Source organism: uncultured Lamprocystis sp. (assembly GCF_903933125.1).
In the GTDB taxonomy this organism is placed as follows: domain Bacteria; phylum Pseudomonadota; class Gammaproteobacteria; order Chromatiales; family Chromatiaceae; genus Thiodictyon.
Window position 1 is genome coordinate 1 of record NZ_CAIZIZ010000045.1, and the last position, 20284, is coordinate 20284.

A 20284-nucleotide genomic window follows, 5' to 3' on the forward strand; every position below is an offset into this window, starting at 1 on the left:
CGCCGCGGGCCACGCCCGCCGATGGATGGCGGCTGGTCGCGACGATCGGCCGCCGCAACCCCCGGCTCAGCACACGCTTCGGCACCGCCGTGGCGTCACGTGCGGGGCCTGCGCCCAGCTGCAAAAATGGCCAAAGTCGAGATTACGCCACCCAAGTGGATCGAGGTCAAGCATTTGTTTGAAACCCGCCAGGACCTGCAACTGCCGGGGGTCAAGGGCGCTCTATGGGCTGCATACAACGCCGTCACCACCTTTGAAGACTATCGGGAAGCCCGCGACGACACCCGAGCCAAACGCCTGGACCGGGCGTGGTTCGGCAGCGGGGCGGACCTCAAGGTCAAGGCCCTGACCGAAGCTCTTCGGTTCGCGGCCTAGCGCGGCTTCGCGCGAGACTAAAATCCCAATAACCCCGATCGACGCCCATCGAGATTCGGAGACATACCCCATGAACGCTGCCCTTGACGACATCGTGCCCCTCGACTACCTGGACGGCCGCATTACCGTCCATCCGGACATCTGCAATGGGCATCCAACTATCCGCGGGCGGCGCATCACGGTCGAGACCATCCTCGGGTTCCTGAGCGCCGGCGAATCCCAGGATGAGATTCTGCTTCAGTATCCGTCGCTTGAGCCAGCGGACATCGACGCCTGCCTGCGCTTCGCCGCGGAGTTGATGGCTCACCGTTACACCTTGCAGCGAGTGGCCTGATGCTGCGTTTTTTGATCGACGTCAACCTGCCCTACCGCTTCTCGGTTTGGTCCGGGGACGCGTTTGCTCACATGCGCGACATCGGCGAGACCTGGACCGACACCAGAATTTGGCAGTACGCCCGGGAGCGGGACCTAGTCATCGTTACAAAGGATACGGACTTCTCCGATCGCGCGATGATCAGCACGCCGCCGCCTCGGGTCGTGCACCTGCGCTTTGGCAACATGCGGATGCGGGAGTTCCACGTTTTGATCTCTCGTCTGTGGCCGAGCATCGTCGATTTGAGCGCGGCGAATCGGCTGATTCGGGTCTATCAAGACCGTATTGAGGCCGTCGAATGACGGGGGGAACCCGAGCAAGTCAACGGGTATCTGGAAAGGCACTGCGGCATCGCGCGACTAAACCGCGCCAGCTCCAGCAATCGTCGCGTCCGCCGGGGCCGATCCCAGCCAACAACATTGCACCGCGCTGGGCGCGGTCTAATCCCCGCGCAACTCGATATGGTCCGACAACAGCAGGTCCTGTGTCGCGGTGACCACGGCCTGCAAGGGTCCGGTCAAGGCCGGCCGCGCGATCGACTCGCGGGTGACCCCCTCCGCGCGGCCGTAGAGGCTGAGTCGCAGGTGCTCGAGGGTGCGGACATGCAGTTGCAGGTCGGTCAGGATGCGCTCGAACTCGCTGCGGGTCGGGGCCGTGCCCAGCGCCTGAAACAACTCGGCAAGGGCGCCGAACAGCGGCAGCGCCTCAGCGCCCAGGCCAAATTCCGCGGGCGCATAGGCGACCTGCTGTTCGGACACCCGCCCCACCCAAACCCGAAAACTCGCCTTTTGGATGGCGTGGTAGAGCGGGGTTTCGGAAATCAGGAACAGCAGCAGGTGACGCGGGTTGGCGAAATACCGGCCGCCGCGCACCTCCCAGAAGCAATCCGCGATCAGCCGATGGATACGGATATGCTCACGGAAGTCCGCGGCCTGGAGCTGATCGAGGATCAGGACCGTCGGCTCACCCTCGCTTTGGGCGCAGGCCTCGCTGACCGTTTGATCCAGCGCGTCGATGGGCGGCTCGGTCCGACCCAGTTCGTCCTGGCTGGGCGGCAGGATCACCTCCGGCAGGGCCGGATGGGCCTCGGTGAAGTCCAGGTAAAGGCAGTGGGGAAACTCCAGTGCGCGCGCCAGTGCGGTGGCGAAGGCGGTCTTGCGGCGCTCGCCGTCACCTTCGATAGCGAGCGTGCGCAGGGTGCGGGTCGGGCCTTCGAGCACGCAACGGACCTGGAATTCGTAGTCGTCGTTCGACTCGAATCCGCACTGGGCCATTTTTTCGCGTAAGCTTGGCATTTGTTTTTTCATCGGAGACATTGTCAGAAAATTTTACACTCACTCGATCGACTTCTGGTGCTCCGTGTTTTTTCTGGCATTATATTATTGTTTAAATGCATAAAAATTCAGCCTGGCGTAATTTATGCTTAACTAAAACGTAAGCACCGATAGTCGACGCCGCTCGCTCCAAACTTTGGATCAAACGCATGAAAAAGCAGATTCAGCTTGTCCTGGCCCTAGCCGGTCTTCTCACCTTTGGATCCGCCAGCGCCTTGATCATCGACTCCTTTGATTTTCCTGCGGATGGTGACCTCGTCGGGATTCGGAACGGCGCCGCATTTCCAAGGCTGACCACCACGACACTAGACGTCGGCGACCGTTTCATCGGCACCTCCCGCACCCTCTCGGTAACCTCCACCACCCCTGTATCTGCACAAAGTACAGGGGAACTCAATGGGCTCACACCTGACGCCCTCGATATGCAAAACTCTGTCGTGGCGATCGGCACGTTCACGGTCAGTTGGGACGGTATCGACCACATCGACCTGACTGAGAACGGTACGATTCTCGGTTTCCAGCTGACCATTCCAGAGGCCATCGACAACCCCCTGATCGTGACCTTCAGCGCCGGTGCCGCGAGTGTCACCAGAACCTTCCCGAACGGCACCCAGGGTAGCGGTTTTTTCATTCCTTTCGGCAATCAAGACTTCTCCGACGTCACGCGCTTGACGGCCAGCTTCACGGGTTCTGCGGGCTGGGATGCCGTTGTTCAGTTGATCGGAACCGCCCCAATCCCGGGCACCTTACTTCTGATGGGTGTCGGCCTCCTGGGACTGGCGCGCTGGGGCAAACGCGCCGGAGGACAGGGCTGATCCGACCGTTCAGATCGGTCTGGGCGCGGACTCACGGCAGCCCAACACCATCGCCGCTTATCCGGTTTGCGACGCTCCGATCTTCGGTTAAGGTAAGCTGAGGGGCGCGTAATGCGCGATCCGGACTGTGGCACTTGTGCACTTCGGGATCGCGGCCCGCGCCAAACCCGTTCAGCACCTGAGATCACACGTCTATGCCCTGCATTGCCCGCCTGCGCACCGCCCTGGCCGCCGCGGTAATTGCGCCCTATCTGTTGTGCATCCCGGTCATCAGTCAGGCGGATGCCATTGATGACGCCACGTCGTCCTGGCAATCCGGGGATGCCCGCACCGCAATGATCCTGCTCCGCGACCACCTGGAGCGAAACGGGCCGAGCGCCACTGCACGCCTGCTCCTGGGACGCGTCTATCTCGACCAGTTAGCGGGGGCCGCCGCTGAACAGTCGTTCCGGCAGGCAATCATTGATGGTCGATTCGAGCCGACGGACTATCCGGTAGAGCTGGCCGAGGCGCGGCTGCTGCAAGGCAAGTTCACGCAGGTCATCGAGGACCCCGCGACCTTGGCCGCCTCCGATCCGGCCGATCGGGCGCAACTGCACGCCATTCGCGGTGAAGCCTATCTGGCACTGGACCAACAGGAGCAAGCCGACACCGAGTTCCACATGGCCTTGGGGTTCGTCCCGAACCATGCCCGGACGCTGCTGGGTCAAGCCAAGCTGGCGCTGATGCAGGGCAGTCCGGAGCGCGCGCGGGACGTTCTGGACCATGCCGTGGCGCTCCACCCGCATGATGCGCGCGTCCTGGAGTCGCTGGGCGAGGCCCAGTTCGGTGACGGACAGTTTGTCGAAGCCGACGCGGCCTTCACCGAGGCGATCGGCTACGGCCGCAGTGACTGGATGGTCCAGTACAAGCGCGCCATGACCCGCCTGGAACTTGGTCAGTTAGATCTGGCCGCGGCGGATATCGCGGCAGCCGCTCAGCAGAGTCCCAATTTTCCGGGGCTCAACTATGCCCGCGGCATTCTGCTGCTTAAGCAAGAACAACCGGAACAGGCCCTGGCTGACCTCTTGCTGTACTTACGCGAGCGGCCCAAAGACCCCCAGGCAGCCTATCTGGCCGGAACCGCGCTCTACCAATTGGGCCGTTACCATGAGTCCGAGGAATATCTGGAGCGTGCTTACCGCGCCGCTCCGGAAACACCGACCCGCGCCGCCGCCCTGGCCGCGGTGCGGCTTGCGCGCAAGGATTTCGCGGGTGCCGAGGCCCTGTTGCGGCCCTTTGCCGATCAGCCGGACGCGGCCCCCGGAATCCAGGAACTCCTGGGTCAGGCGGTCCGGGGCCAGGGTCGGGCGGCTGAGGCACGCGACCTCCTGACCGCGGCGGTCACCGCGCGCCCTGACGGCGCCATGACCCGCTTGCGGCTCGCCGAATCCATGCTGGCGGCCGGGGATCCGGTCGGCGCCGAGCCGGAACTGCGGGCGGTGCTGCAGGCGAGCCCTGCGAATCAAATCGCCCGGCTGATGCTGATCCGGATCTACCTGGAGAAGCCGGACCCCAAGGCTGCGCTGACCGAGGCCGAGGCCCTGATCGCCATCGCTCCGAACGATGCCCGCGCCCTGAATGCCCTGGGCCTTGCCCATCAAGTCAATGGTGACCCGACGGCGGCACGCACCGCCTTTGCACGCGCACTGAAAAACGACCCCGGTTTTGCCGACGCGGCCTTCAATCTGGTCGCCGCCGCGCGGCGCGAGCCTGATCCCCAGGTCGCCGGGGCACTGTGCGAACAGGTGCTGGCCGCCCAGCCAGGGCACGCCAATGCCATCTTGCTGCTGGCCCAACTCGAGGTCACGGCGGGCCGGCGTAAGGCCGCGCTCGACCGCCTGAGCGAGGCGCTCGCCAAGGAGTCGGGGAACCTGGCACTGCGGCTCAACCTCGCGCGCGGTTATCTGCCGCGGGCGCGATCCCCGCCGCGCAACGCATCCTCAAAGACCGACCGCAGACCGCAGCCGCCGACCCCGCTTTCCTGATGGTGCAGGCGCAAGCCGATCTGGCGGCCGGCCAGACCCCCGAGGCCATCCAGACCCTGGAATCCCTGATCCAGTTGCAGCCGAATTCGGCGCCGGTCCGCTTCCTGCTCGCGACCGCCTATGCCGCGACCAACCGGGTCTTGGAGATGCAATGGCAGTTGCTGGAAGGCTACCGGATCGATCCCCAATCCCCGTTGGCGACGGAGACCCTGGATCGCGTGGCCGCCGCCTTGCCGGATTCGCCGTTCAAGAATCTCCTCGTGAATACGCTTCAGGACCAGACCGGCGACAGCGCCGCGATTCTCCTGTTGCAGGCCCGTCTCGCACTTGCCGCGGAGCACTATCCGGACGCCCTGAGAATACTTGGTGATCTGGTGCAGGCGAGGCCGGACGATCGCGCGCTCTTCATCGAGTTCCTGAACGCCCAGGTCAAGGCCGATGAACTTTTTCCCGCGAGTCAGACCGCCCAAGCCTGGGTCGGCGCCCATCCCGACGATCATGAGGCCCGCGGTTTGCTGGCCCAGATCGACGCCCGGCGCGGGCGCGTCGCGCAAGCCCTCCAGACCTACCGTGAACTGCTGCGGGAAGACCCACAAAACGCAAAATACAACAACAACCTGGCAATGCTGCTGATCGACCGGGAGCCGGCCGCGGCCGTCACCTACGCACGCGCCGCCGCCGCGGTGGCACCGCAGGACCCGGCGGTGGCGGACACTCTGGGCCTGGCGCTGCTCGCCGCCGGTGACGCTCAGGGCGCGGTGCAGGCCTTGGCCAAGGCGTATGCCGCCCTGCCCCAAGAGCCCACCGTCGCCTTCCACTACGCCCGCGCCCTGGCGGCGGACGGGGATCCGGCCCAGGCCCATACGGTGTTACTGACGATCACGGATCTCGCCTTTCCGGAGCAGGCGCAAGCGCAGGAGTTGCTCAGACAGCTTGCGCCCTGAACAGCCGCGGACGGTCCGCATAGCGGACCCTACGGTAACGTCGTGACCTGTAGGGTCCGCTGTGCGGACCGACGACCGTGCGAATCGCGCGATGGCCGGTCTTATGACCAAGGCCAGCCCGCCGGACTCAGGCGGCCGGCAGCACCATAGGGCTGCGCTTTTGCGGGTTGGCCCGAAACAGCACGGCAACATTGCCGATGCGGGTGACGAGCACCGACCCGGTGCGCTCGACCATCGGGGTGAGGATGGCATCGCGCAGCGCCCGGTCACCGACGTTGATCTTGACCTTGAGTAACTCATGGTGACTCAGCGCCAGTTCGAGCTCCGCCAGCACCGCCTCGGTGAGTCCCGCCTGGCCGACCATGACCACCGGTTTCAGCGGATGGGCCTCGCCCCTGAGCCAACGCCGCTGCCCCGGTGTGATCGTCGGCGTGATTGCCGGAGTGATCGCCGGCGTGATTGCCGGAGTGATCGAGCTTGAGATCGCCATCATGAGTTTGTATCCGTAAGTCGCGCCGATGCGTTGAGTCCGCCGCCAAACAAAGGTTTACGCCGGATCAGTCGGATCGGGCACCGGAACCGGCGCTGGCGCGGGGGTGAACAGGTCGGCGCCGACCTGATCGAGCTGCTGATAAACCCGCCGCACCCAAACCTTCACCCGCTGGCGGTCCATGAGGCCCAGGCCGGAGTCGCGGTTGTGGGTCGCGGCCCACAGACTGGTGCCCTGATGATCGATCTTACGCATGGTGCCGGCGTGCAACTCGGGCAAGTCGATGACCGCCGCCCCCAGCCACTGGGCACGGGTCCGGACCGGGGACGATTCGAAGGCGGAGAAGTCCTTCCCGCGGCCATAGTTTTTCACCACCACATAGGAAGCCGCGTGGTCGTAACGCTCAAACAGGGCGTCGAGCAGGGCGATGCCGTCGGCGCCGTCGTCGAGCACATGCCAGAACACCACCGGAACCTGCTCGTCCGCGGCCAGGCGGAGCAGATCGTTCTGCTCGATCCAGCGGTGCAGCGGCAGCGAGGTCTGGGCGGCCAGGTCCACCAGGACATCCTGATCGGCCGCCAGTGCGGCCTCCATCAACTGATCGGCGCTCTCGAACTCATCCAGCGCGATAGGCCGGCTGAAACCCGCGTAGAAGCGCAGCAGGGCGCCGTGTGAACGGTCGGTATCGAAGGCGGTAAAGGGACGCTGGTGATCAATGTGATACTGGGTCAGGAGCCGCGCCAGGACGGACTTGCCGACCCCGCCCTTCTCACCGCCGACGAAATGGATCTTACTCATGCTGTCGCCTGTCTGTGTGTAAATGGACTCGGCGAGCGGAGACTCGCCGGGGCCGCATGGTAGATCCTCGAGCGGCCGGCTTCCAGCAGCCGGAGTGATCTTCAGCAGTCGTCGGTCCTGACCATGGTTCCGGCCAGTGCCTGTGAAGCGCGAACTGAAGGCTCCCGTCCCCCGTGGGAGCGGCGTCCCGCCGCGATGCGGTGCCGCGGTAACCTCGAACGCTGCGGCTGCGCGCCCGGCCCCATCGCGGCGGGACGCCGCTCCCACGGGGTCGCTACGCGACTTTCACGGCAAAATCCCCGGCGACCGACGACCGACGGATCGTCTCAATCCTCGAAGCGTCCGACACCCGGTATGTTCACCTGATCCTCGCTAAAATCGCCGGTATCCGCCCCGCGGTGGCAGGCCTGACAATTGCCGAAGCTGCCGACCTTGGGGTTGTTCTTGACGTAGCGCACCGGAACTTCGTCGTGCTTGCGCTGAAAATACGCCGTTTGGGTGATCCGCGGCGGCCCTTCGCCCTGAATCGGACGCGCCGCGAAGGCGCGTGAGCGGACCCGGTCGTTGCGGTCCGCGGCGTTACCCTCGAGGTAGGTGAGCAGTTCGGCAGTGACCGCCGGGTCCAGCGTGGCGTCGTCGCCGAAGTGATTGTCCAGCGTGCCCATGACCTGCGCCCAGGACGCGGCGGGCAGCAGCCCCGGCTGGTAGGCGAAGTGGCAGCCGCCGCATTCGGCGCGATAGTGCGCGTTGGTCACCCGCGCCAGGTCGCCGCGGGCCATCAGACCCTTGCCTTCACGATGGCCCTTGCGGTCGCCGTCGTCATCGTCGTGCTCGCTCCAGGCGAGACCGCTCGCCCCGAGGGCGATCAGGGCCGCGCCCGCGGCGGCAATGAATGCCTTACTCATCAGTTCGATCTCCGGTTGTTGCATCTCAAAGCGACTGGATGTACCGCACGAAGTCGCCTTTCTCCTGCGGCGTGCAATCGCGCCCCAGGGTCCAGCGGCAGTTGCGGCCGAACCACTTCTCCACCTTGGCGGGGTCCGTCAGCCGCTCGGAATTGGCGGAAACGGCCAGGGGCTCGATGGGTTTGCCGGTCGTCGCATGCTTGCCGGACTTGGTCAGGTCCGTTCCGTGGCAGGTGACACAACTGCGCTGTTCGCCGGACCCTTCCGGCTGGTGTTTCGCGGTCCAGGCACGCGCGCCGGCGGCAGCGCTGAAGGGGCCGGCGCCTTGCCCCTGATAGGTTGCAAGCAGATCGTCGCCGGTGGCGGCGGACACCAGAGGGGTGCCCAGACCGAGGCCGACGGCCAGTGCGAATACAGTCATTGTTGTCGAATTCATTGAGATACTCCTCTCTTGTAACCATCGATCATGCCGCGGATCAGGTTTTCGCGGTGTTGCAGGCTGGCCAGGACGACCCCCAGCAGGTGGAGGGGGATGAGACACAGGGTCGCGTTAGCGACGAACTCATGGACTTCCGCCAGATCATGCGCCGTCGCCGCCGAGACCCCCTGCAGATACGGGGCCAGGGGTCCGGCGAACTCTCCGGCACCCAGCACGGCCATGCCGGTCAAGGCGGTCGCAGTGACCCCCGCCAACAGCGCGATCACCATCGCCGCACCGGCCGGGTTATGACCCAGATAGCGGGCGGCCCGACCGCGCAGGACATCCCCCAGATAGGCCAGGGTGACCCGCGGACCGCGCACGAAATCCCACCAACGGGCGTGGCGGGGACCGATCAGGCCCCACAGCAACCGCGCACCGATCAGGGTCAGCGCGATGTAGCCGGCCCAGGTGTGGAGCCCCAGCAGTTCATCCTCGGTCAGAAACGCAATCAGCACGGCGGCGCCGAGCGCCCAGTGGAAGAAGCGCACAAAAGGGTCCCAGATACGCACGCGATCCGCCGACAGCGTCGCGGTAGCGCGCGGCCCCTGCTGGCCGGCGGCATGTTCGTTGGTGTTATTCATCGTGGTCGATCGCTCCCGGCAGGTTTGGCCGCTGGTTCGACACGCGATTCGATCCAGCGGTTACACTGTGCCGCAACGACCATGAACGCCGACTGAGCAGAACTGTCAGCGGATTGACAGGATGGATTGGCCTACAATCCAAGGTCATGCCGACCCATCACTTCCGCCTGATCATTGGTTTGCCGCTGCTGCTGGCAACTGGGTGGTCCACCGTGCATGGGGCCCCCCATGAATGGGAAGACGATGATCACAGTCATGATCGCGCCCGACGGGCCACGGAGCGCGGTGAGATCCTCAACCTGTCCGAGGTCTACCGGCGGGTCGCCGCCAAGGTTCCAGGCCGTGTACTTGAGGCGGAACTGGAGCGGGAGTACGGGCGCTGGGTCTACGAGCTGACGATCCTGGACCCGCGGGGTCGGCTCCAGGAGATCGAACTGGATGCGCGTACCGGCGTGATCCTGGACCATGAGGAGGAAAAATAATGCGTATCCTGGTGGTGGAGGATGACCCTCGTACCGTTGATATCCTGATCCGCGCGCTGACCGCCGCCGGTTATCTGGCGGACCACACGGGTGATGGTGAAGACGCCTGGTTTCGCGGCGATACCGAACCCTACGCGGCGGTGATCCTCGACCTGGGGCTGCGGGGCATGGATGGGCTCGCGGTGCTTAAGCGCTGGCGCGCCGCCGGCCGCGACCTGCCGGTGCTGATCCTCACCGCCCGCGGGGATTGGAGCGAGCGCGTGGAGGGGATCGATGCCGGCGCCGATGACTACCTGCCCAAGCCCTTCCGGGTGGAAGAACTGCTGGCGCGCCTGCGCGCCATCCTGCGGCGTGCCGCCGGACAGACCTCGCCGATCCTGCGGGCCGGCGGACTGGCTTTGGACACCCGACAGATGGGGGTGAGCCTGGACGGCATCCCGATCCATCTCTCGCCCCAGGAATACCGTCTGCTGTGTGTCCTGCTGCATCACAAGGGCTCGGTGGTCTCGCAAGGCGAACTGGCCGATCAGATCTACGCCGACGGCATCGAGCGCGACACCAACGGCGTGGAGGTCCTGGTCGGCCGGCTGCGCCGCAAACTCGGCGCCGATCTGATCCAGACCCGCCGCGGCTTCGGGTACCTGATGGACGATCCCGACCACGCATCCACTCACGATCAATGACGCGTCAAGAACGAGAAACGCAAAACCAACAACGACGGGTAGAGACAGCCACACAATGACCCGCCGCTCACTGCGTTTTCGACTGCTCCTGGCGGCCGCCCTGTCGATCACTTTAGCCCTGGTCGCCGCCGGGGTCGGGCTCACGGCGCTGTTCGAACACCATGTGACGCGGCGGCTGGAGGCGCAGCTCGACGAGACCCTGGGCCAGATTCTGGGACACCTGGGCACCACCCCGGGTGGACGTCTGCGGTTCGATCCGATCCTGGCCGATCCGCGTTTCCAGACCCCCTTGAGTGGACTCTACTGGCAGATTCAGGACGAGGATCGGCCGACTTTGCTGCGCTCACGTTCGCTGTGGGACGTGGTGCTGGACCTCCCTGCGGACGTCCTGCCGGACGGGGCGCTGCACCGTCATCAACTGCCCGGGCCCGCCGGCCAGTCGCTGCTGGTCTTGGAGCGTGGGGTGCTGTTCCAGGTCGGGCCGGACGAGCGGCGGGTGCGGGTGGCCGTCGCCCTGGACCGGCGGGAGTTGGCCCAAGCGGGTCGCGACTTCGCCGCCGACATCGTCCCCTATCTGGTGTTGCTGGGCGCGGTGCTGTGCCTGGCCGCCTGGGGCCAGGTCCGCATTGGCCTGGCCCCGCTGGACGCCGTGCGGCGGGGCGTGCGCGCGATCCGCTCGGGAGAGGCGCAGCGCCTGCCGGCCGATTACCCCGACGAGGTTCAGCCGCTGGCCGAAGAGGTCAACTCGCTGCTCGATGCGCAGGCACAGGCGATCGAGCGCGCGCGGGCCTGGACCGCTGACCTGGCCCACGGCCTGAAGACCCCGCTGGTGGTGCTGGCGGCCGATGCCGAGCGTCTGCGCGACCTGGGTCAAACCGAGTTGGCGGACGATCTGGACGGACTGGCCCAAACCATGCGCCGACGGGTAGATCGGGAGTTGATTCGCGCCCGTGTGCGGGCACGGGCCGGCGCCCGCGCCGACGCCCGCGAAGGCGTCGGCCCCGCGCGCCGGGCGAGTGAGCCGCGGGCGGATCTGCCTGACACTTTGAGCCGCGTGGTCCGCGCCCTGGAGCGCACCCCCAACGGGTCACGCCTGCATTGGGAACTGGACTGTCCCGACCGGATATCGGTGGCGATCCTCCCCGAGGACTTGGCCGAACTCCTGGGCAACTGTCTGGAAAACGCGTCCAACTGGGCGAGCACGCGGGTGCGGGTGCGGACCGAGACCGGTGACCGCATCAGGGTGCAGATCGAGGACGACGGTCCCGGTGTCCCGGACGACGACCTGAAGGACTTGGGCCAACGCGGCTTGAGATTGGACGAGCGCATTCAGGGCTCCGGTCTGGGCCTGGCCATCGCGCAGGACATCTGCGACGCCTACGGCGGCGACCTGGCCTTCGGCCGCGCCGACTTGGGCGGATTCGCGGTGACCCTGCGCCTGCCCTAACCGTCGGGCGTGATATAGCCTGCGGCCGTGAGAACCGGATGTAGGGGCGGGTTTCAAACCCGCCCCTACACCAAGGGTCTGTCTGGATATCAGGTACAAGAAGGCGACCGGCCGGGCGGCCTGAGACCCAAAGCACGGCACTTGACACGGAACGGCGTGCTTGGCACGGCCATCGAGACCGCCGCACCGCCGAGAAAACACAACGGTCGGCCGTCCACCCGCGCGGCCTTAGAGTAAACTGCGTGTCATCTCGCGAGGCCGGACCAATCCGACGCCCCCGCGCTGTCGATATCACCGATAAGTAACATCCTGTCCCCTAAACCTGGTCGAAGAGGTGTCAAATGGCCACTCCCAATTATGCGTTCGAGAAGCGTCAACGAGACCTTGCCAAGAAGCAGAAGAAGGAAGAGAAGCGCAAGCGGAAAACCACACCCAGCGACGACCAACCGCAAGCGATTGAGGAAACGGTCGAGCCGCAATCGGACGACGACACGACGAGCACCTGATCCGGTGACAGCGCCCCTGGCCTAGCGCCACTGCAAGCGGCCAACCGCCGCCGGGCGCCGGGCCATCCGGCGCTCAGGCGCGCGTCTTGCGGGGTCCGCCGTCGTGAATCGCCGGACCGGACGCGTCAGTCGTCCCCGCCGAAGATTTCAGCGAGCCAGGAGCCCCGCCGCCGGTTTTGGTGCTGCCCATGCCCCCGGTCGTGATCGCCGACGGAATACCGTTCCCGATCATGATCGTGATCATGGTCCTTCTCACGGTGACGATCATGGTCGTGGTCGGACCGTGCCGGCCCAAAGCCGGGAAGATTTCCGCCCAGGAAACTGACACCCGTTGCCGGGCCCGGCGCGGGCGCCTGACCACCGACCCCATCGGGCTGCCGGCTCATCGCGATCAGTTTTTCCAACTCGCCCCGATCCAGCCACATCCCTTTACATCCGGGGCAGATGTCGATAGAAACGCCAAGGCGCTCGACTTCTTTCATTCGCTCGTCGCATACGGGACACTGCATTGCATTCTCTCTCAATTTGATTGGCATTCGGTCTAAGGACTCGGATCGGGGCTGACATTGGCGCAATAGTCACTGCGCGCTGCATCCGATCCGTGGATGCCACATGTCGATGCCCGACTTACTTGCGCTTAACGCACGAAGGGATCCCAGACGCGCACGCGCTCAGTTGCGTCGGGAGCGGGCGCCAAATGGCGCGGTGTCAGGTCACCAAGCGCTGCAGTGGTATCGGCGGGGTTGGTCATTGACGATCTCCTGGGAAGGTGTGCGGTCGCGTCGGGACTCTGTCGAAGGCCCAAGCCAACCGGGATCCGGTCCTTACGCGGCCGGGCTCGGAACCTAATCTAACGCGACACCCATGAAGACCCTCTGTCGGGAGTTGTCAGCGAACCGTCAGCAATGCGGGCCGATAATGACGCTCAGCAGAGGCCGCGAAGCACAAGTGCACAGGAGCAACAACCCATGGGTCAGGAAACGGTCGACAGTCCTCCGTCGCCGGCAGTCGCCGCGCTGTCCGCGGACCAGACGGGGCGACTCCTGCGCCTCGCCACCTATGCCTCGGTGAGCACGGCCGTGCTACTCATCCTGGCCAAGCTCGTGGCTTGGATCATGACCGGCTCGGTGAGCGTGCTCGCCTCCCTGGTGGACTCCACCATGGACGCGGGTGCCTCGCTGGTGAACCTGTTTGCCGTCCACTGGTCGCTCATGCCACCGGACACTGAGCATCGATTCGGCCACGGCAAGGCCCAGGCACTCGCCGCGCTGGGGCAAGCGACCTTCATCGCCGGCTCCGCTGGTTTTCTGCTCCTCCAGGCCGGCGAGCGACTGCTGCATCCCCAACCACTGGCGGAACTCGGCGTGGGCTTCGCGGTGATCGCGCTCGCCATCGCCGCGACCCTGGCCCTGCTCGCCTTCCAACATCATGTCATTCGCCGCACCAATTCCCCGGCGATCCGGGCGGATGCGCTCCACTACGCGACCGATCTCGCCACCAACCTGGCGACCATGGGCGCCCTGGCCCTGGCCTGGGCCGGCTGGCCCGGTTTCGACCCCCTGTTCGGGCTGGGCATCGGTGCTTATGTATCGTATAGTGCCTGGCAGATCGGCCGGGAGGCGGTCCATCTCCTGATGGACCAGGAACTCCCGGAGGACCAGCGTCGGCACATCGCCGCGCTGGCGGCGGCCGTGCCTGGGGTGCGCGGCGTTCATGGGCTGCGCACGCGCCAGTCCGGTCAATCCGCAATCATCCAGCTCCATCTGGAGCTGGATGACGACCTGCCGCTGGCCAGTGCCCACCGCCTCGCATTGGACGCCGAGGCAGCGATTCGCGCCCACTTTGCGGGCGCCGACATCACCATCCATCAGGATCCCGCAAGCCTCGGCGTGGAGTCGGACGACATCGCGGAACATGCCGCGAACGCCAGCCGCCACGCTCGAACGGCTGTTCCCCCTGCGGCTTCGCCGCCCATCTGCTCCCTTTAACCGACCCAATAGCGTACCAAGGAGATTCAGTATGCGTCTGAAAGCCACTCTGCTGCTCGGCAGTCTCATGACCCTCGGCATCGCCAATCCGTCCCTCGCGGCCGATTGGCAGGTCTTACCCGATCAAGCCCCATTCCCGGCCGATAACCCCCCGAACGAAGCCAAAATCGAACTCGGCAAGATCCTGTTTTTCGATCCGCGGTTCTCCGAGCACGGCACCCTGTCATGCAATTCCTGCCACAATGTGATGGCCGGCGGGGACGACAACCGCCCCAACTCCATCGGTATGCACGACGCCCGCGGCGGGCGCAGCGCACCGACGGTCTGGAATGCGGCCTTTTACTCGGTCCAGTTCTGGGATGGGCGCGCCGCCACCCTGGAGGATCAAGCGAAGGGACCGGTGGCCAACCCCATCGAGATGGGCATGGCAAGCCTGGATGAAGCGATGGCCCGGGTCGCCCAGATTCCCGGTTACCAGCCGCTGTTCGAGGCCGCCTTCCCGGGCGAGACCAACCCGCTCACCGGCGACAATGCAGTCAAGGCGATCGCCGCCTTCGAGCGCACCCTGATCACCCCCAATTCGCCCTATGACCGCTATGTGAAAGGCGACGCCGCGGCCATGAACGCGCAGCAGATCCGCGGCATGGAGACCTTCGATACGCTGGGCTGCACGACTTGCCATTCGGGGGCCAATTTCAGCGGTCCGACACTGCCCATCGGAACCGGTTTCTTCATGAAGTTTCCCACCTATCCGGGCAGTACCTATGACGTCGCCTACAAGCTGAGCAAGGATCCGGGCCGCTACGAGGTGACCAAGAAAGAGGCCGATCGGCACCTGTTCCGGGTACCCACGCTGCGCAACGTCGCCCTGACTGCACCGTACTTCAACAACGGCCAGGTACCCACCCTGGACAAGGCGGTACAGGTCATGGCCAAGGTCCAGTTGAACAAGGACCTCACCGAGGCCCAGACCGCGGACTTGGTGGCCTTTCTCAACGCGCTGACCGGCGAATTCCCGGAGATGACGCTGCCGCGTCTGCCGGGAACACCGAACATGAGCGTGATCCCGCCGGTTGACCCGCACCTGAAGGTCAAGGCGCATCGTTAGGCGCTTCTCGTTCCCACGCTCCAGCGTGGGAATGCCGTCCGGCCGCTCCAGCGGCCGGTGGCACCACTTGAACATCCCGTAGGGTACGCATCGCGTACCCGCCAAGCCGCAGCCACTGCGGGGACTCGGCGCGAGACGTGTACAATGCGCCGATTTATTGCGATCACGCTCCGCCACGATAGAGTTGCGCGGGATTGGCATCAACGAATCGGGCCATCGCCTCCTCAATTGAGGAGGCTCCTGAGATCAGTCGCTCCTCTCCGATCCGGAGAGCGCTGTTGGCGGCGTTATAGCCAGGCTCTGCCATCCGCCGATTCCCAACCCATGCCGCGCCGCCCCTCCTGCGGAACGGCGCCTTCACCGGCAGCTGGTTAGTATTCTCAAGACGTGTGATCGCATATGCATTCATCGGTTCGCGCTCCTATCGTTGCGTTGAAAGCGACCCGGCCGCGACTGATCGCGACCTTGGGTGCAGATTAACGCCGCGCGGTTGACCGCACCCTGTGCGGTGTTGTCAGCCAACCATCAGGAGGCGCGGATGCTGCCGGCTATACTGTCAAGACAAAGAACCGCGGCGCGAGCAGCGCCCATGGCAGTTATAGCCGTCGGACGTGATAACCGGACGTAAGGGCAGGTTTCAAACCCGCCCCTACACCAAGGGTCGGTTTGGATATCAGGTACGAAGGCTATCAAGGGGCCGGCGCAGCGCCACTCGCAGACCGGCAATCAACTTCGGGGGTACAGGTGCCTTAGCAGTTCGCTGAACTGATTTCAGGCATTTCATAGGGGCCATACCATGCACCTTGATGACGCCTCCCTGCCCATGAGCTGTATCGGCTGCGCTGCGGCCGGAACGCTTCCCGGACTCTTCCGGCAGCGGGTCGCGCAGTCTCCCGCGGCAGTCGCCTACCAGCAGTACGAGGACAAGACCTGGCGTGACTTCACCTGGTCGGAGGTTGCGGCACGCGTCGCACGCTGGCAACAGGGACTGGTGGGCGAAGGGCTGCAACCCGGCGACCGGGTGGCGCTGAGCCTGCGCAACAGTGTCGACTGGGTCTGCTTTGACCAGGCCGCGCTTAGTCTCGGCCTGGTACCCGTGCCACTCTACACCACCGACAGCCCGGACAATCTGGCGCATATCCTCGGCGATTCCGGAGCGCGTCTACTGCTCCTGGATTCCGACCGCCGCTGGTCGGCCCTCGCCTCCAGGCGTCAATGTTTCCCGGATGTGCAGCGCGTGCTCTGCCTGCTGCGCGAAGCCCCGACCAACGATGAGAGCGTCCGGTACCTCACCGACTGGCTGCCCGACACGGCCGCCGCGGTGCCGGAGCAGGTCGCTGCACCGGACTCCCTGGCCACCATTGTCTACACCTCAGGGACGACCGGAAGACCCAAGGGGGTGATGTTGTCGCATCGCGGCATCCTCTGGACGGCAGAGGCCGTGCTGCGCCGCATTCCGGCCTGGCCCACGGACAGCTTCCTCTCCTTCCTGCCGCTGGCGCACGGTTTTGAGCGCACGGTCGGCTATTACCTGCCTATGATGGCGGGGAGCCGGATCAGCTTCGCGCGCTCGGTCGAGTTATTGCGCCAGGATCTGCTGATCGTGCGCCCGACCGTGTTGCTCGCTGTGCCCAGGGTGTATGACAAAATTTACCTGGCCATTCAGTCACGGCTTGGCGAACGGGGTCTCAAACGGCGGCTGTTCGACACCACCGTGGACCTGGGTTGGCAGCAATTCCGCGCGCGCCAGGGGCAGGTTCCGGCGCTCGGAGTGCTCCAGCGTCTGACCTTGCGCCTGCTGCGGCGCCTGGTTGCCGCGCAGGTGCTGGATCGACTCGGCGGTCGCCTGCGGGTCGCCGTCAGCGGCGGTGCGCCCCTTTCGCCGGTGGTGGCGCGCTTCTTCATCGGGCTCGGACTGCCGCTCACCGAGGGCTATGGGCTCACCGAGACCTCCCCCGTGCTGAGCAATGCCCGACCGGAGGACTGCATACCGGGTTCTGTCGGTCGCCCCTTGTCCGGACTGGAGGTCCGGATCGGACCGGCGGGCGAACTGCTCGTCCGCACGCCCGGGGTGATGCTGGGCTACTGGAACCACCCCGAGGCGACCGCCCGCATGATCGATGCCGATGGATGGCTGCACACCGGCGATGTGGCCGACATTCGGGATGGGTCGCTCTACATCCGCGGACGACTGAAAGAGATTCTGGTCACCTCGGCGGGCGAGAAGGTGTCTCCCGTCGAGATGGAGATGGCCCTGACCATGGATCCGCTGTTCGCTCAGGCCATGATCCTGGGCGAGGGACGCCCCTATCTGGCGGCCTTGCTGGTACTGGAGCCGGACCTCTGGGCGCCCTTGGCCGAGCGGCTTGGGCTCGATCCGCGGGCGCCGACCGCGCTGCACCATCCGACGGCCGTCGCTGCCGTGTTGGCCAGGGTACGGGAGCGTCTCCGGCCGTTCCCGGGCTACGCTCAGGTACGCGCGGTACACCTGAGCCTGGAGCCCTGGACGATTGAGAACGGTCTCGTCACACCGACCACCAAGGTGAAGCGCTACGACCTGGAGGCCCGGTTCGCCCCGGTTATACGTCAGCTCTACCGGCATCGGGAGGTGCCACAGGATCCGGCTTGATTGGAGGACACAGAAACGCGCAGGGCACGCCGGATGTTGGTTCGGCTTTGCCCGAAACGTCCTAAGGGAATGTTCGGGAACGGATCGACCGACGTGTGGGGGCGATTGTAGGGGCGACTGTAGGGGCGACTTCAGTCGCCCCTTTAAACCCTGGTCTCTCAGGCATGCGCCGTCTGGATTTTTATTCCCGGAAATCGCCCAAGGTCACATGAGTGGCTCGACCCTATCTGCCCGCGGACAGCGCTCGCCGCGCTCGACGAGGAATCGGACCCGTTGGCCTGTCGTCAGCGCTTTGAAGCCGTTCGTCATCAATGCATTGAAGCGGACGGACACGTCGTGGCCGCCGTCATCCCGGGCGATGAAACCGACCCCCCGATCCGCATTCCATATTTTTACCGTACCGGTCAACATTTTCGCACTCTCTATAGCTCGGATGGATTCGCGCGACCTACAACCACCGCGCACCTTGTACCGACTGAACTACGAGCCAGCAGCGCGAACCTACCATCAGACCAATCGCGAAACAACGCCTTTATTATCATTTAATTAAAGACTTAGTTCTGCTTTGTCGGAACCATTCGCCCGGCGGGTGTGAGCGTCCGCGGCCTGCTGCCGCGGACAATGGCGTTTGCTGATGATGTTCGCCCTGGCCGAGGCCCTGATCGGCCGCTCCGGTTGATTGATGCTGTCACTGTTCCATGTAGAATCGCTGGACCAAGGGGAAGATCACGTGATCTTTTTCGCCGTTACACTTGGTCCCGCCGGTCAGGCCCGGGTGCCTGTTCCCCGAGGTCTGAGCCAAACCCTTATAAACCTGACAACTAGGGATCGTCCGCCATGAACCACCCACCCGTGCCTGTCGTTCTTGCCCTGTTTGCCGCTGCGCTGATCGCGGCGGCCGAAGCCCCGGCAAACCCGGCCGCCGCACCCGCGCCGGCCCCGACGCTCAGCGCGCCGACACTCGAAGACACCTCGTGGTTACTCGCGGCCTATCGCGTCGGCGATGCCCTGGTCGAGGTCACCGCGGGCGCGCCGCCGGCCCGCTTTCAGCTCGCCGGAGGGCGGATCGCGGGAAGCCCCGGCTGCAATCGACTGGGCGGGGGCTACACCCTGGACGGGGACCGTCTCAGCTTCGACGCGAACCTGGCCTCAACCATGATGGCCTGCCCGGAGCCGCTGATGCAGCAGGAGCAGGCGGTTGCCGCGGCCCTGGTGAAGGTCGCGGCGTACCGGCTCGACGGTGAGTTGCTGGAATTCGCGGACGCCTCGGGCCAACCGCTGCTGCGTTTCCTGCGCCTCAAGCCCGCGCCACTGGTCGGCCAAGTCTGGCAACTGCAAGGCTACAACACTGGCAAACAAGCCATCGCCTCGGCGCTGAAGGGCACCGAGATCAATCTGGAGTTCCGCGACGACGGCACCCTGGGCGGCTCCGACGGCTGTAACCGCTACATGAGCGGTTATACCCTGGAGGGCGAGACTCTGACCATCGGGCCGGTCGCCACCACCCGCATGGCCTGCAAGGGTCCGCAAGGGGCCGCGGAACAGGCGCGGGCCTACGCGGCGGCCCTGGGCACCGTTCGCGGCTACCGGATCGACGGCGGTGAACTGACCCTGCTTAATGGCGAGGGCAGCGTGGCGATCCGGCTGCGTGCCGCGGCGCCGGTCGTGGTTCCGGCTCCGGGCCCGACCCAGTCTTCGGAGCCGGTTGTGCAATCGGTACCAGCGCAGCCTTAATAGCCGCGGACGGTCCGCACTGCGGACCCTACGGTAACACCGTGACCTGTACGGTCCGCTGTGCGGACCGGCGACCTGAGTTAAAGAAGACGATCCATGCCACTCGCTAACCCTCACCGCGCACTCAAGAGCAAAAAAGTCAACGATCTCTTTTTTCAGTTTTCCTGGCCGCTGCTTCATGCCTGTGTCACCGATCACCAGCAAGAGATGGCACTCGAACTCGCGAAAATGCTGTGGTTCCGCCTGGTGACCGGAACCGATACGGAAGAAGCGATTGCCCAAGACCTCAAGATCGTTTTTCCCGACAACCAAGCGTCTATCGCCGCTTTCGGATCATTGTATTTTTTCAAGATGAAGCCGGCATTGAAAGAAAGCACGATCAGGAAGCTAAAGCAGCATTTTGCGCGGCAGGAGAACCTGAATAACATCGGTGACGCACGGCTGGACGACGTATCGGACATGCTCGCTTAAGACCAGCAACGCCGGTTTTCTCGCGAAAGAAAAGGGATTCGATAACGAAAAGATACTTCGCAGTCAGCAGCCAAAATTAATACATCGTCAGTGAGAAGCAAGGAGTGATCAGC

The 20284-nt window shown here is 64.9% G+C and carries 23 protein-coding genes; 15 read left to right on the forward strand and 8 right to left on the reverse strand.

Annotated features, from left to right (window positions below):
• The first annotated feature begins 126 nt into the window (after positions 1-126).
• From QZY03_RS01805 to QZY03_RS01815, 3 genes are all read left to right on the forward strand, one after another.
• The gene (locus QZY03_RS01805; RefSeq protein ID WP_295577653.1) at positions 127-375 is read left to right on the forward strand and encodes a hypothetical protein; all 249 of its coding nucleotides are present in this window, start codon (positions 127-129) and stop codon (positions 373-375) included.
• Positions 376-445: 70 nt separating this feature from the next.
• Positions 446-709, forward strand: coding sequence for a DUF433 domain-containing protein (locus tag QZY03_RS01810; protein ID WP_295577655.1), 264 nt, complete (start codon positions 446-448; stop codon positions 707-709).
• A complete protein-coding gene (locus tag QZY03_RS01815; protein WP_295577657.1) occupies positions 709-1050 on the forward strand; it encodes a DUF5615 family PIN-like protein in 342 nt (113 codons plus the stop codon). Before QZY03_RS01810 ends, QZY03_RS01815 begins: the two co-directional genes overlap by 1 nt.
• Before the next feature lie 138 nt (positions 1051-1188).
• On the opposite strand, the gene QZY03_RS01820 is transcribed toward QZY03_RS01815, so the two are convergent.
• Complete coding sequence (locus tag QZY03_RS01820) at positions 1189-2043, reverse strand: hypothetical protein (RefSeq protein ID WP_295577660.1); 855 nt, start codon at positions 2041-2043, stop codon at positions 1189-1191.
• 188 nt (positions 2044-2231) lie between these two features.
• Between QZY03_RS01820 and QZY03_RS01825 the strand changes: the two genes are divergently transcribed.
• The 3 genes from QZY03_RS01825 (at position 2232) to QZY03_RS01835 (ending at position 5868) form a co-directional block, all read left to right on the forward strand.
• Positions 2232-2897 carry a hypothetical protein gene (locus QZY03_RS01825; protein WP_295577662.1) on the forward strand — a complete coding sequence of 222 codons (666 nt, stop codon included), beginning with the start codon at positions 2232-2234 and terminating at the stop codon, positions 2895-2897.
• Positions 2898-3091: 194 nt separating this feature from the next.
• A complete protein-coding gene (gene prsT / locus QZY03_RS01830) occupies positions 3092-4924 on the forward strand; it encodes an XrtA/PEP-CTERM system TPR-repeat protein PrsT (RefSeq protein ID WP_295577664.1) in 1833 nt (610 codons plus the stop codon).
• Entirely contained in the window at positions 4924-5868 is a 945-nt protein-coding gene (locus QZY03_RS01835) for a tetratricopeptide repeat protein (protein ID WP_295577666.1), read from the forward strand. Before prsT ends, QZY03_RS01835 begins: the two co-directional genes overlap by 1 nt.
• Before the next feature lie 127 nt (positions 5869-5995).
• On the opposite strand, the gene QZY03_RS01840 is transcribed toward QZY03_RS01835, so the two are convergent.
• From QZY03_RS01840 to QZY03_RS01860, 5 genes are all read right to left on the reverse strand, one after another.
• The gene (locus QZY03_RS01840) at positions 5996-6361 is read right to left on the reverse strand and encodes a YhbY family RNA-binding protein (RefSeq protein WP_295577668.1); all 366 of its coding nucleotides are present in this window, start codon (positions 6359-6361) and stop codon (positions 5996-5998) included.
• Between the two features lie 54 nt (positions 6362-6415).
• Positions 6416-7156, reverse strand: a complete 741-nt coding sequence (locus tag QZY03_RS01845; protein ID WP_295577670.1) for a mobilization protein — start codon at positions 7154-7156, stop codon at positions 6416-6418.
• 326 nt (positions 7157-7482) lie between these two features.
• Positions 7483-8061, reverse strand: a complete 579-nt coding sequence (locus tag QZY03_RS01850) for a diheme cytochrome c (RefSeq protein WP_295577672.1) — start codon at positions 8059-8061, stop codon at positions 7483-7485.
• A gap of 25 nt (positions 8062-8086) precedes the next feature.
• Positions 8087-8497, reverse strand: coding sequence for a DUF1924 domain-containing protein (locus tag QZY03_RS01855; protein ID WP_295577675.1), 411 nt, complete (start codon positions 8495-8497; stop codon positions 8087-8089).
• Complete coding sequence (locus QZY03_RS01860; RefSeq protein ID WP_295577677.1) at positions 8494-9123, reverse strand: cytochrome b/b6 domain-containing protein; 630 nt, start codon at positions 9121-9123, stop codon at positions 8494-8496. Before QZY03_RS01860 ends, QZY03_RS01855 begins: the two co-directional genes overlap by 4 nt.
• Positions 9124-9269: 146 nt before the next feature.
• On the opposite strand from QZY03_RS01860, the gene QZY03_RS01865 reads away from it, so the two are divergent.
• From QZY03_RS01865 to QZY03_RS01880, 4 genes are all read left to right on the forward strand, one after another.
• Positions 9270-9605, forward strand: coding sequence for a PepSY domain-containing protein (locus tag QZY03_RS01865; RefSeq protein ID WP_295577679.1), 336 nt, complete (start codon positions 9270-9272; stop codon positions 9603-9605).
• Positions 9605-10288 (forward strand): response regulator transcription factor, encoded by a 684-nt coding sequence (locus QZY03_RS01870; protein ID WP_295577681.1) that lies wholly within the window; start codon positions 9605-9607, stop codon positions 10286-10288. Before QZY03_RS01865 ends, QZY03_RS01870 begins: the two co-directional genes overlap by 1 nt.
• 55 nt (positions 10289-10343) lie before the next feature.
• Entirely contained in the window at positions 10344-11735 is a 1392-nt protein-coding gene (locus QZY03_RS01875) for a HAMP domain-containing sensor histidine kinase (protein WP_295577683.1), read from the forward strand.
• 341 nt (positions 11736-12076) lie between these two features.
• The gene (locus tag QZY03_RS01880; protein WP_295577685.1) at positions 12077-12241 is read left to right on the forward strand and encodes a hypothetical protein; all 165 of its coding nucleotides are present in this window, start codon (positions 12077-12079) and stop codon (positions 12239-12241) included.
• A gap of 125 nt (positions 12242-12366) precedes the next feature.
• Here the strand turns inward: QZY03_RS01880 and QZY03_RS01885 are convergent, their stop codons facing one another.
• Positions 12367-12777, reverse strand: coding sequence for a zf-TFIIB domain-containing protein (locus tag QZY03_RS01885; RefSeq protein ID WP_363182516.1), 411 nt, complete (start codon positions 12775-12777; stop codon positions 12367-12369).
• A gap of 432 nt (positions 12778-13209) precedes the next feature.
• On the opposite strand from QZY03_RS01885, the gene QZY03_RS01890 reads away from it, so the two are divergent.
• The 3 genes from QZY03_RS01890 (at position 13210) to QZY03_RS01900 (ending at position 17966) form a co-directional block, all read left to right on the forward strand.
• Complete coding sequence (locus tag QZY03_RS01890) at positions 13210-14229, forward strand: cation diffusion facilitator family transporter (protein ID WP_295577687.1); 1020 nt, start codon at positions 13210-13212, stop codon at positions 14227-14229.
• A 31-nt stretch (positions 14230-14260) separates the two neighbouring features.
• Positions 14261-15337 (forward strand): cytochrome c peroxidase, encoded by a 1077-nt coding sequence (locus tag QZY03_RS01895; protein WP_295577690.1) that lies wholly within the window; start codon positions 14261-14263, stop codon positions 15335-15337.
• Positions 15338-16133: 796 nt separating this feature from the next.
• Complete coding sequence (locus QZY03_RS01900; protein WP_295577692.1) at positions 16134-17966, forward strand: long-chain fatty acid--CoA ligase; 1833 nt, start codon at positions 16134-16136, stop codon at positions 17964-17966.
• Between the two features lie 204 nt (positions 17967-18170).
• On the opposite strand, the gene QZY03_RS01905 is transcribed toward QZY03_RS01900, so the two are convergent.
• Positions 18171-18377, reverse strand: a complete 207-nt coding sequence (locus QZY03_RS01905; protein WP_295577694.1) for a cold shock domain-containing protein — start codon at positions 18375-18377, stop codon at positions 18171-18173.
• Positions 18378-18803: 426 nt separating this feature from the next.
• On the opposite strand from QZY03_RS01905, the gene QZY03_RS01910 reads away from it, so the two are divergent.
• The gene (locus QZY03_RS01910) at positions 18804-19700 is read left to right on the forward strand and encodes an META domain-containing protein (protein WP_295577696.1); all 897 of its coding nucleotides are present in this window, start codon (positions 18804-18806) and stop codon (positions 19698-19700) included.
• A 96-nt stretch (positions 19701-19796) separates the two neighbouring features.
• On the forward strand, positions 19797-20171 hold the full coding sequence (locus tag QZY03_RS01915; RefSeq protein ID WP_295577698.1) for a hypothetical protein: 375 nt from the start codon (positions 19797-19799) through the stop codon (positions 20169-20171).
• Positions 20172-20284: the final 113 nt, after the last annotated feature.

Bases quoted from the DNA above. Each gene is read 5' to 3' on its own strand.
- QZY03_RS01915 (WP_295577698.1), top strand. From the start codon at position 19,797: ATGCCACTCGCTAACCCTCACCGCGCACTCAAGAGCAAAAAAGTCAAC.
- QZY03_RS01860 (WP_295577677.1), bottom strand. From the start codon at position 9,123: ATGAATAACACCAACGAACATGCCGCCGGCCAGCAGGGGCCGCGCGCT.
- QZY03_RS01875 (WP_295577683.1), top strand. From the start codon at position 10,344: ATGACCCGCCGCTCACTGCGTTTTCGACTGCTCCTGGCGGCCGCCCTG.
- QZY03_RS01885 (WP_363182516.1), bottom strand. From the start codon at position 12,777: ATGCCAATCAAATTGAGAGAGAATGCAATGCAGTGTCCCGTATGCGAC.
- QZY03_RS01820 (WP_295577660.1), bottom strand. From the start codon at position 2,043: ATGCCAAGCTTACGCGAAAAAATGGCCCAGTGCGGATTCGAGTCGAAC.
- QZY03_RS01850 (WP_295577672.1), bottom strand. From the start codon at position 8,061: ATGAGTAAGGCATTCATTGCCGCCGCGGGCGCGGCCCTGATCGCCCTC.
- QZY03_RS01845 (WP_295577670.1), bottom strand. From the start codon at position 7,156: ATGAGTAAGATCCATTTCGTCGGCGGTGAGAAGGGCGGGGTCGGCAAG.
- QZY03_RS01855 (WP_295577675.1), bottom strand. From the start codon at position 8,497: ATGAATTCGACAACAATGACTGTATTCGCACTGGCCGTCGGCCTCGGT.
- QZY03_RS01895 (WP_295577690.1), top strand. From the start codon at position 14,261: ATGCGTCTGAAAGCCACTCTGCTGCTCGGCAGTCTCATGACCCTCGGC.
- QZY03_RS01910 (WP_295577696.1), top strand. From the start codon at position 18,804: ATGAACCACCCACCCGTGCCTGTCGTTCTTGCCCTGTTTGCCGCTGCG.
- QZY03_RS01905 (WP_295577694.1), bottom strand. From the start codon at position 18,377: ATGTTGACCGGTACGGTAAAAATATGGAATGCGGATCGGGGGGTCGGT.
- QZY03_RS01815 (WP_295577657.1), top strand. From the start codon at position 709: ATGCTGCGTTTTTTGATCGACGTCAACCTGCCCTACCGCTTCTCGGTT.
- QZY03_RS01825 (WP_295577662.1), top strand. From the start codon at position 2,232: ATGAAAAAGCAGATTCAGCTTGTCCTGGCCCTAGCCGGTCTTCTCACC.
- prsT (WP_295577664.1), top strand. From the start codon at position 3,092: ATGCCCTGCATTGCCCGCCTGCGCACCGCCCTGGCCGCCGCGGTAATT.
- QZY03_RS01870 (WP_295577681.1), top strand. From the start codon at position 9,605: ATGCGTATCCTGGTGGTGGAGGATGACCCTCGTACCGTTGATATCCTG.
- QZY03_RS01810 (WP_295577655.1), top strand. From the start codon at position 446: ATGAACGCTGCCCTTGACGACATCGTGCCCCTCGACTACCTGGACGGC.
- QZY03_RS01865 (WP_295577679.1), top strand. From the start codon at position 9,270: ATGCCGACCCATCACTTCCGCCTGATCATTGGTTTGCCGCTGCTGCTG.
- QZY03_RS01890 (WP_295577687.1), top strand. From the start codon at position 13,210: ATGGGTCAGGAAACGGTCGACAGTCCTCCGTCGCCGGCAGTCGCCGCG.
- QZY03_RS01835 (WP_295577666.1), top strand. From the start codon at position 4,924: ATGGTGCAGGCGCAAGCCGATCTGGCGGCCGGCCAGACCCCCGAGGCC.
- QZY03_RS01880 (WP_295577685.1), top strand. From the start codon at position 12,077: ATGGCCACTCCCAATTATGCGTTCGAGAAGCGTCAACGAGACCTTGCC.
- QZY03_RS01900 (WP_295577692.1), top strand. From the start codon at position 16,134: ATGCACCTTGATGACGCCTCCCTGCCCATGAGCTGTATCGGCTGCGCT.
- QZY03_RS01840 (WP_295577668.1), bottom strand. From the start codon at position 6,361: ATGATGGCGATCTCAAGCTCGATCACTCCGGCAATCACGCCGGCGATC.
- QZY03_RS01805 (WP_295577653.1), top strand. From the start codon at position 127: ATGGCCAAAGTCGAGATTACGCCACCCAAGTGGATCGAGGTCAAGCAT.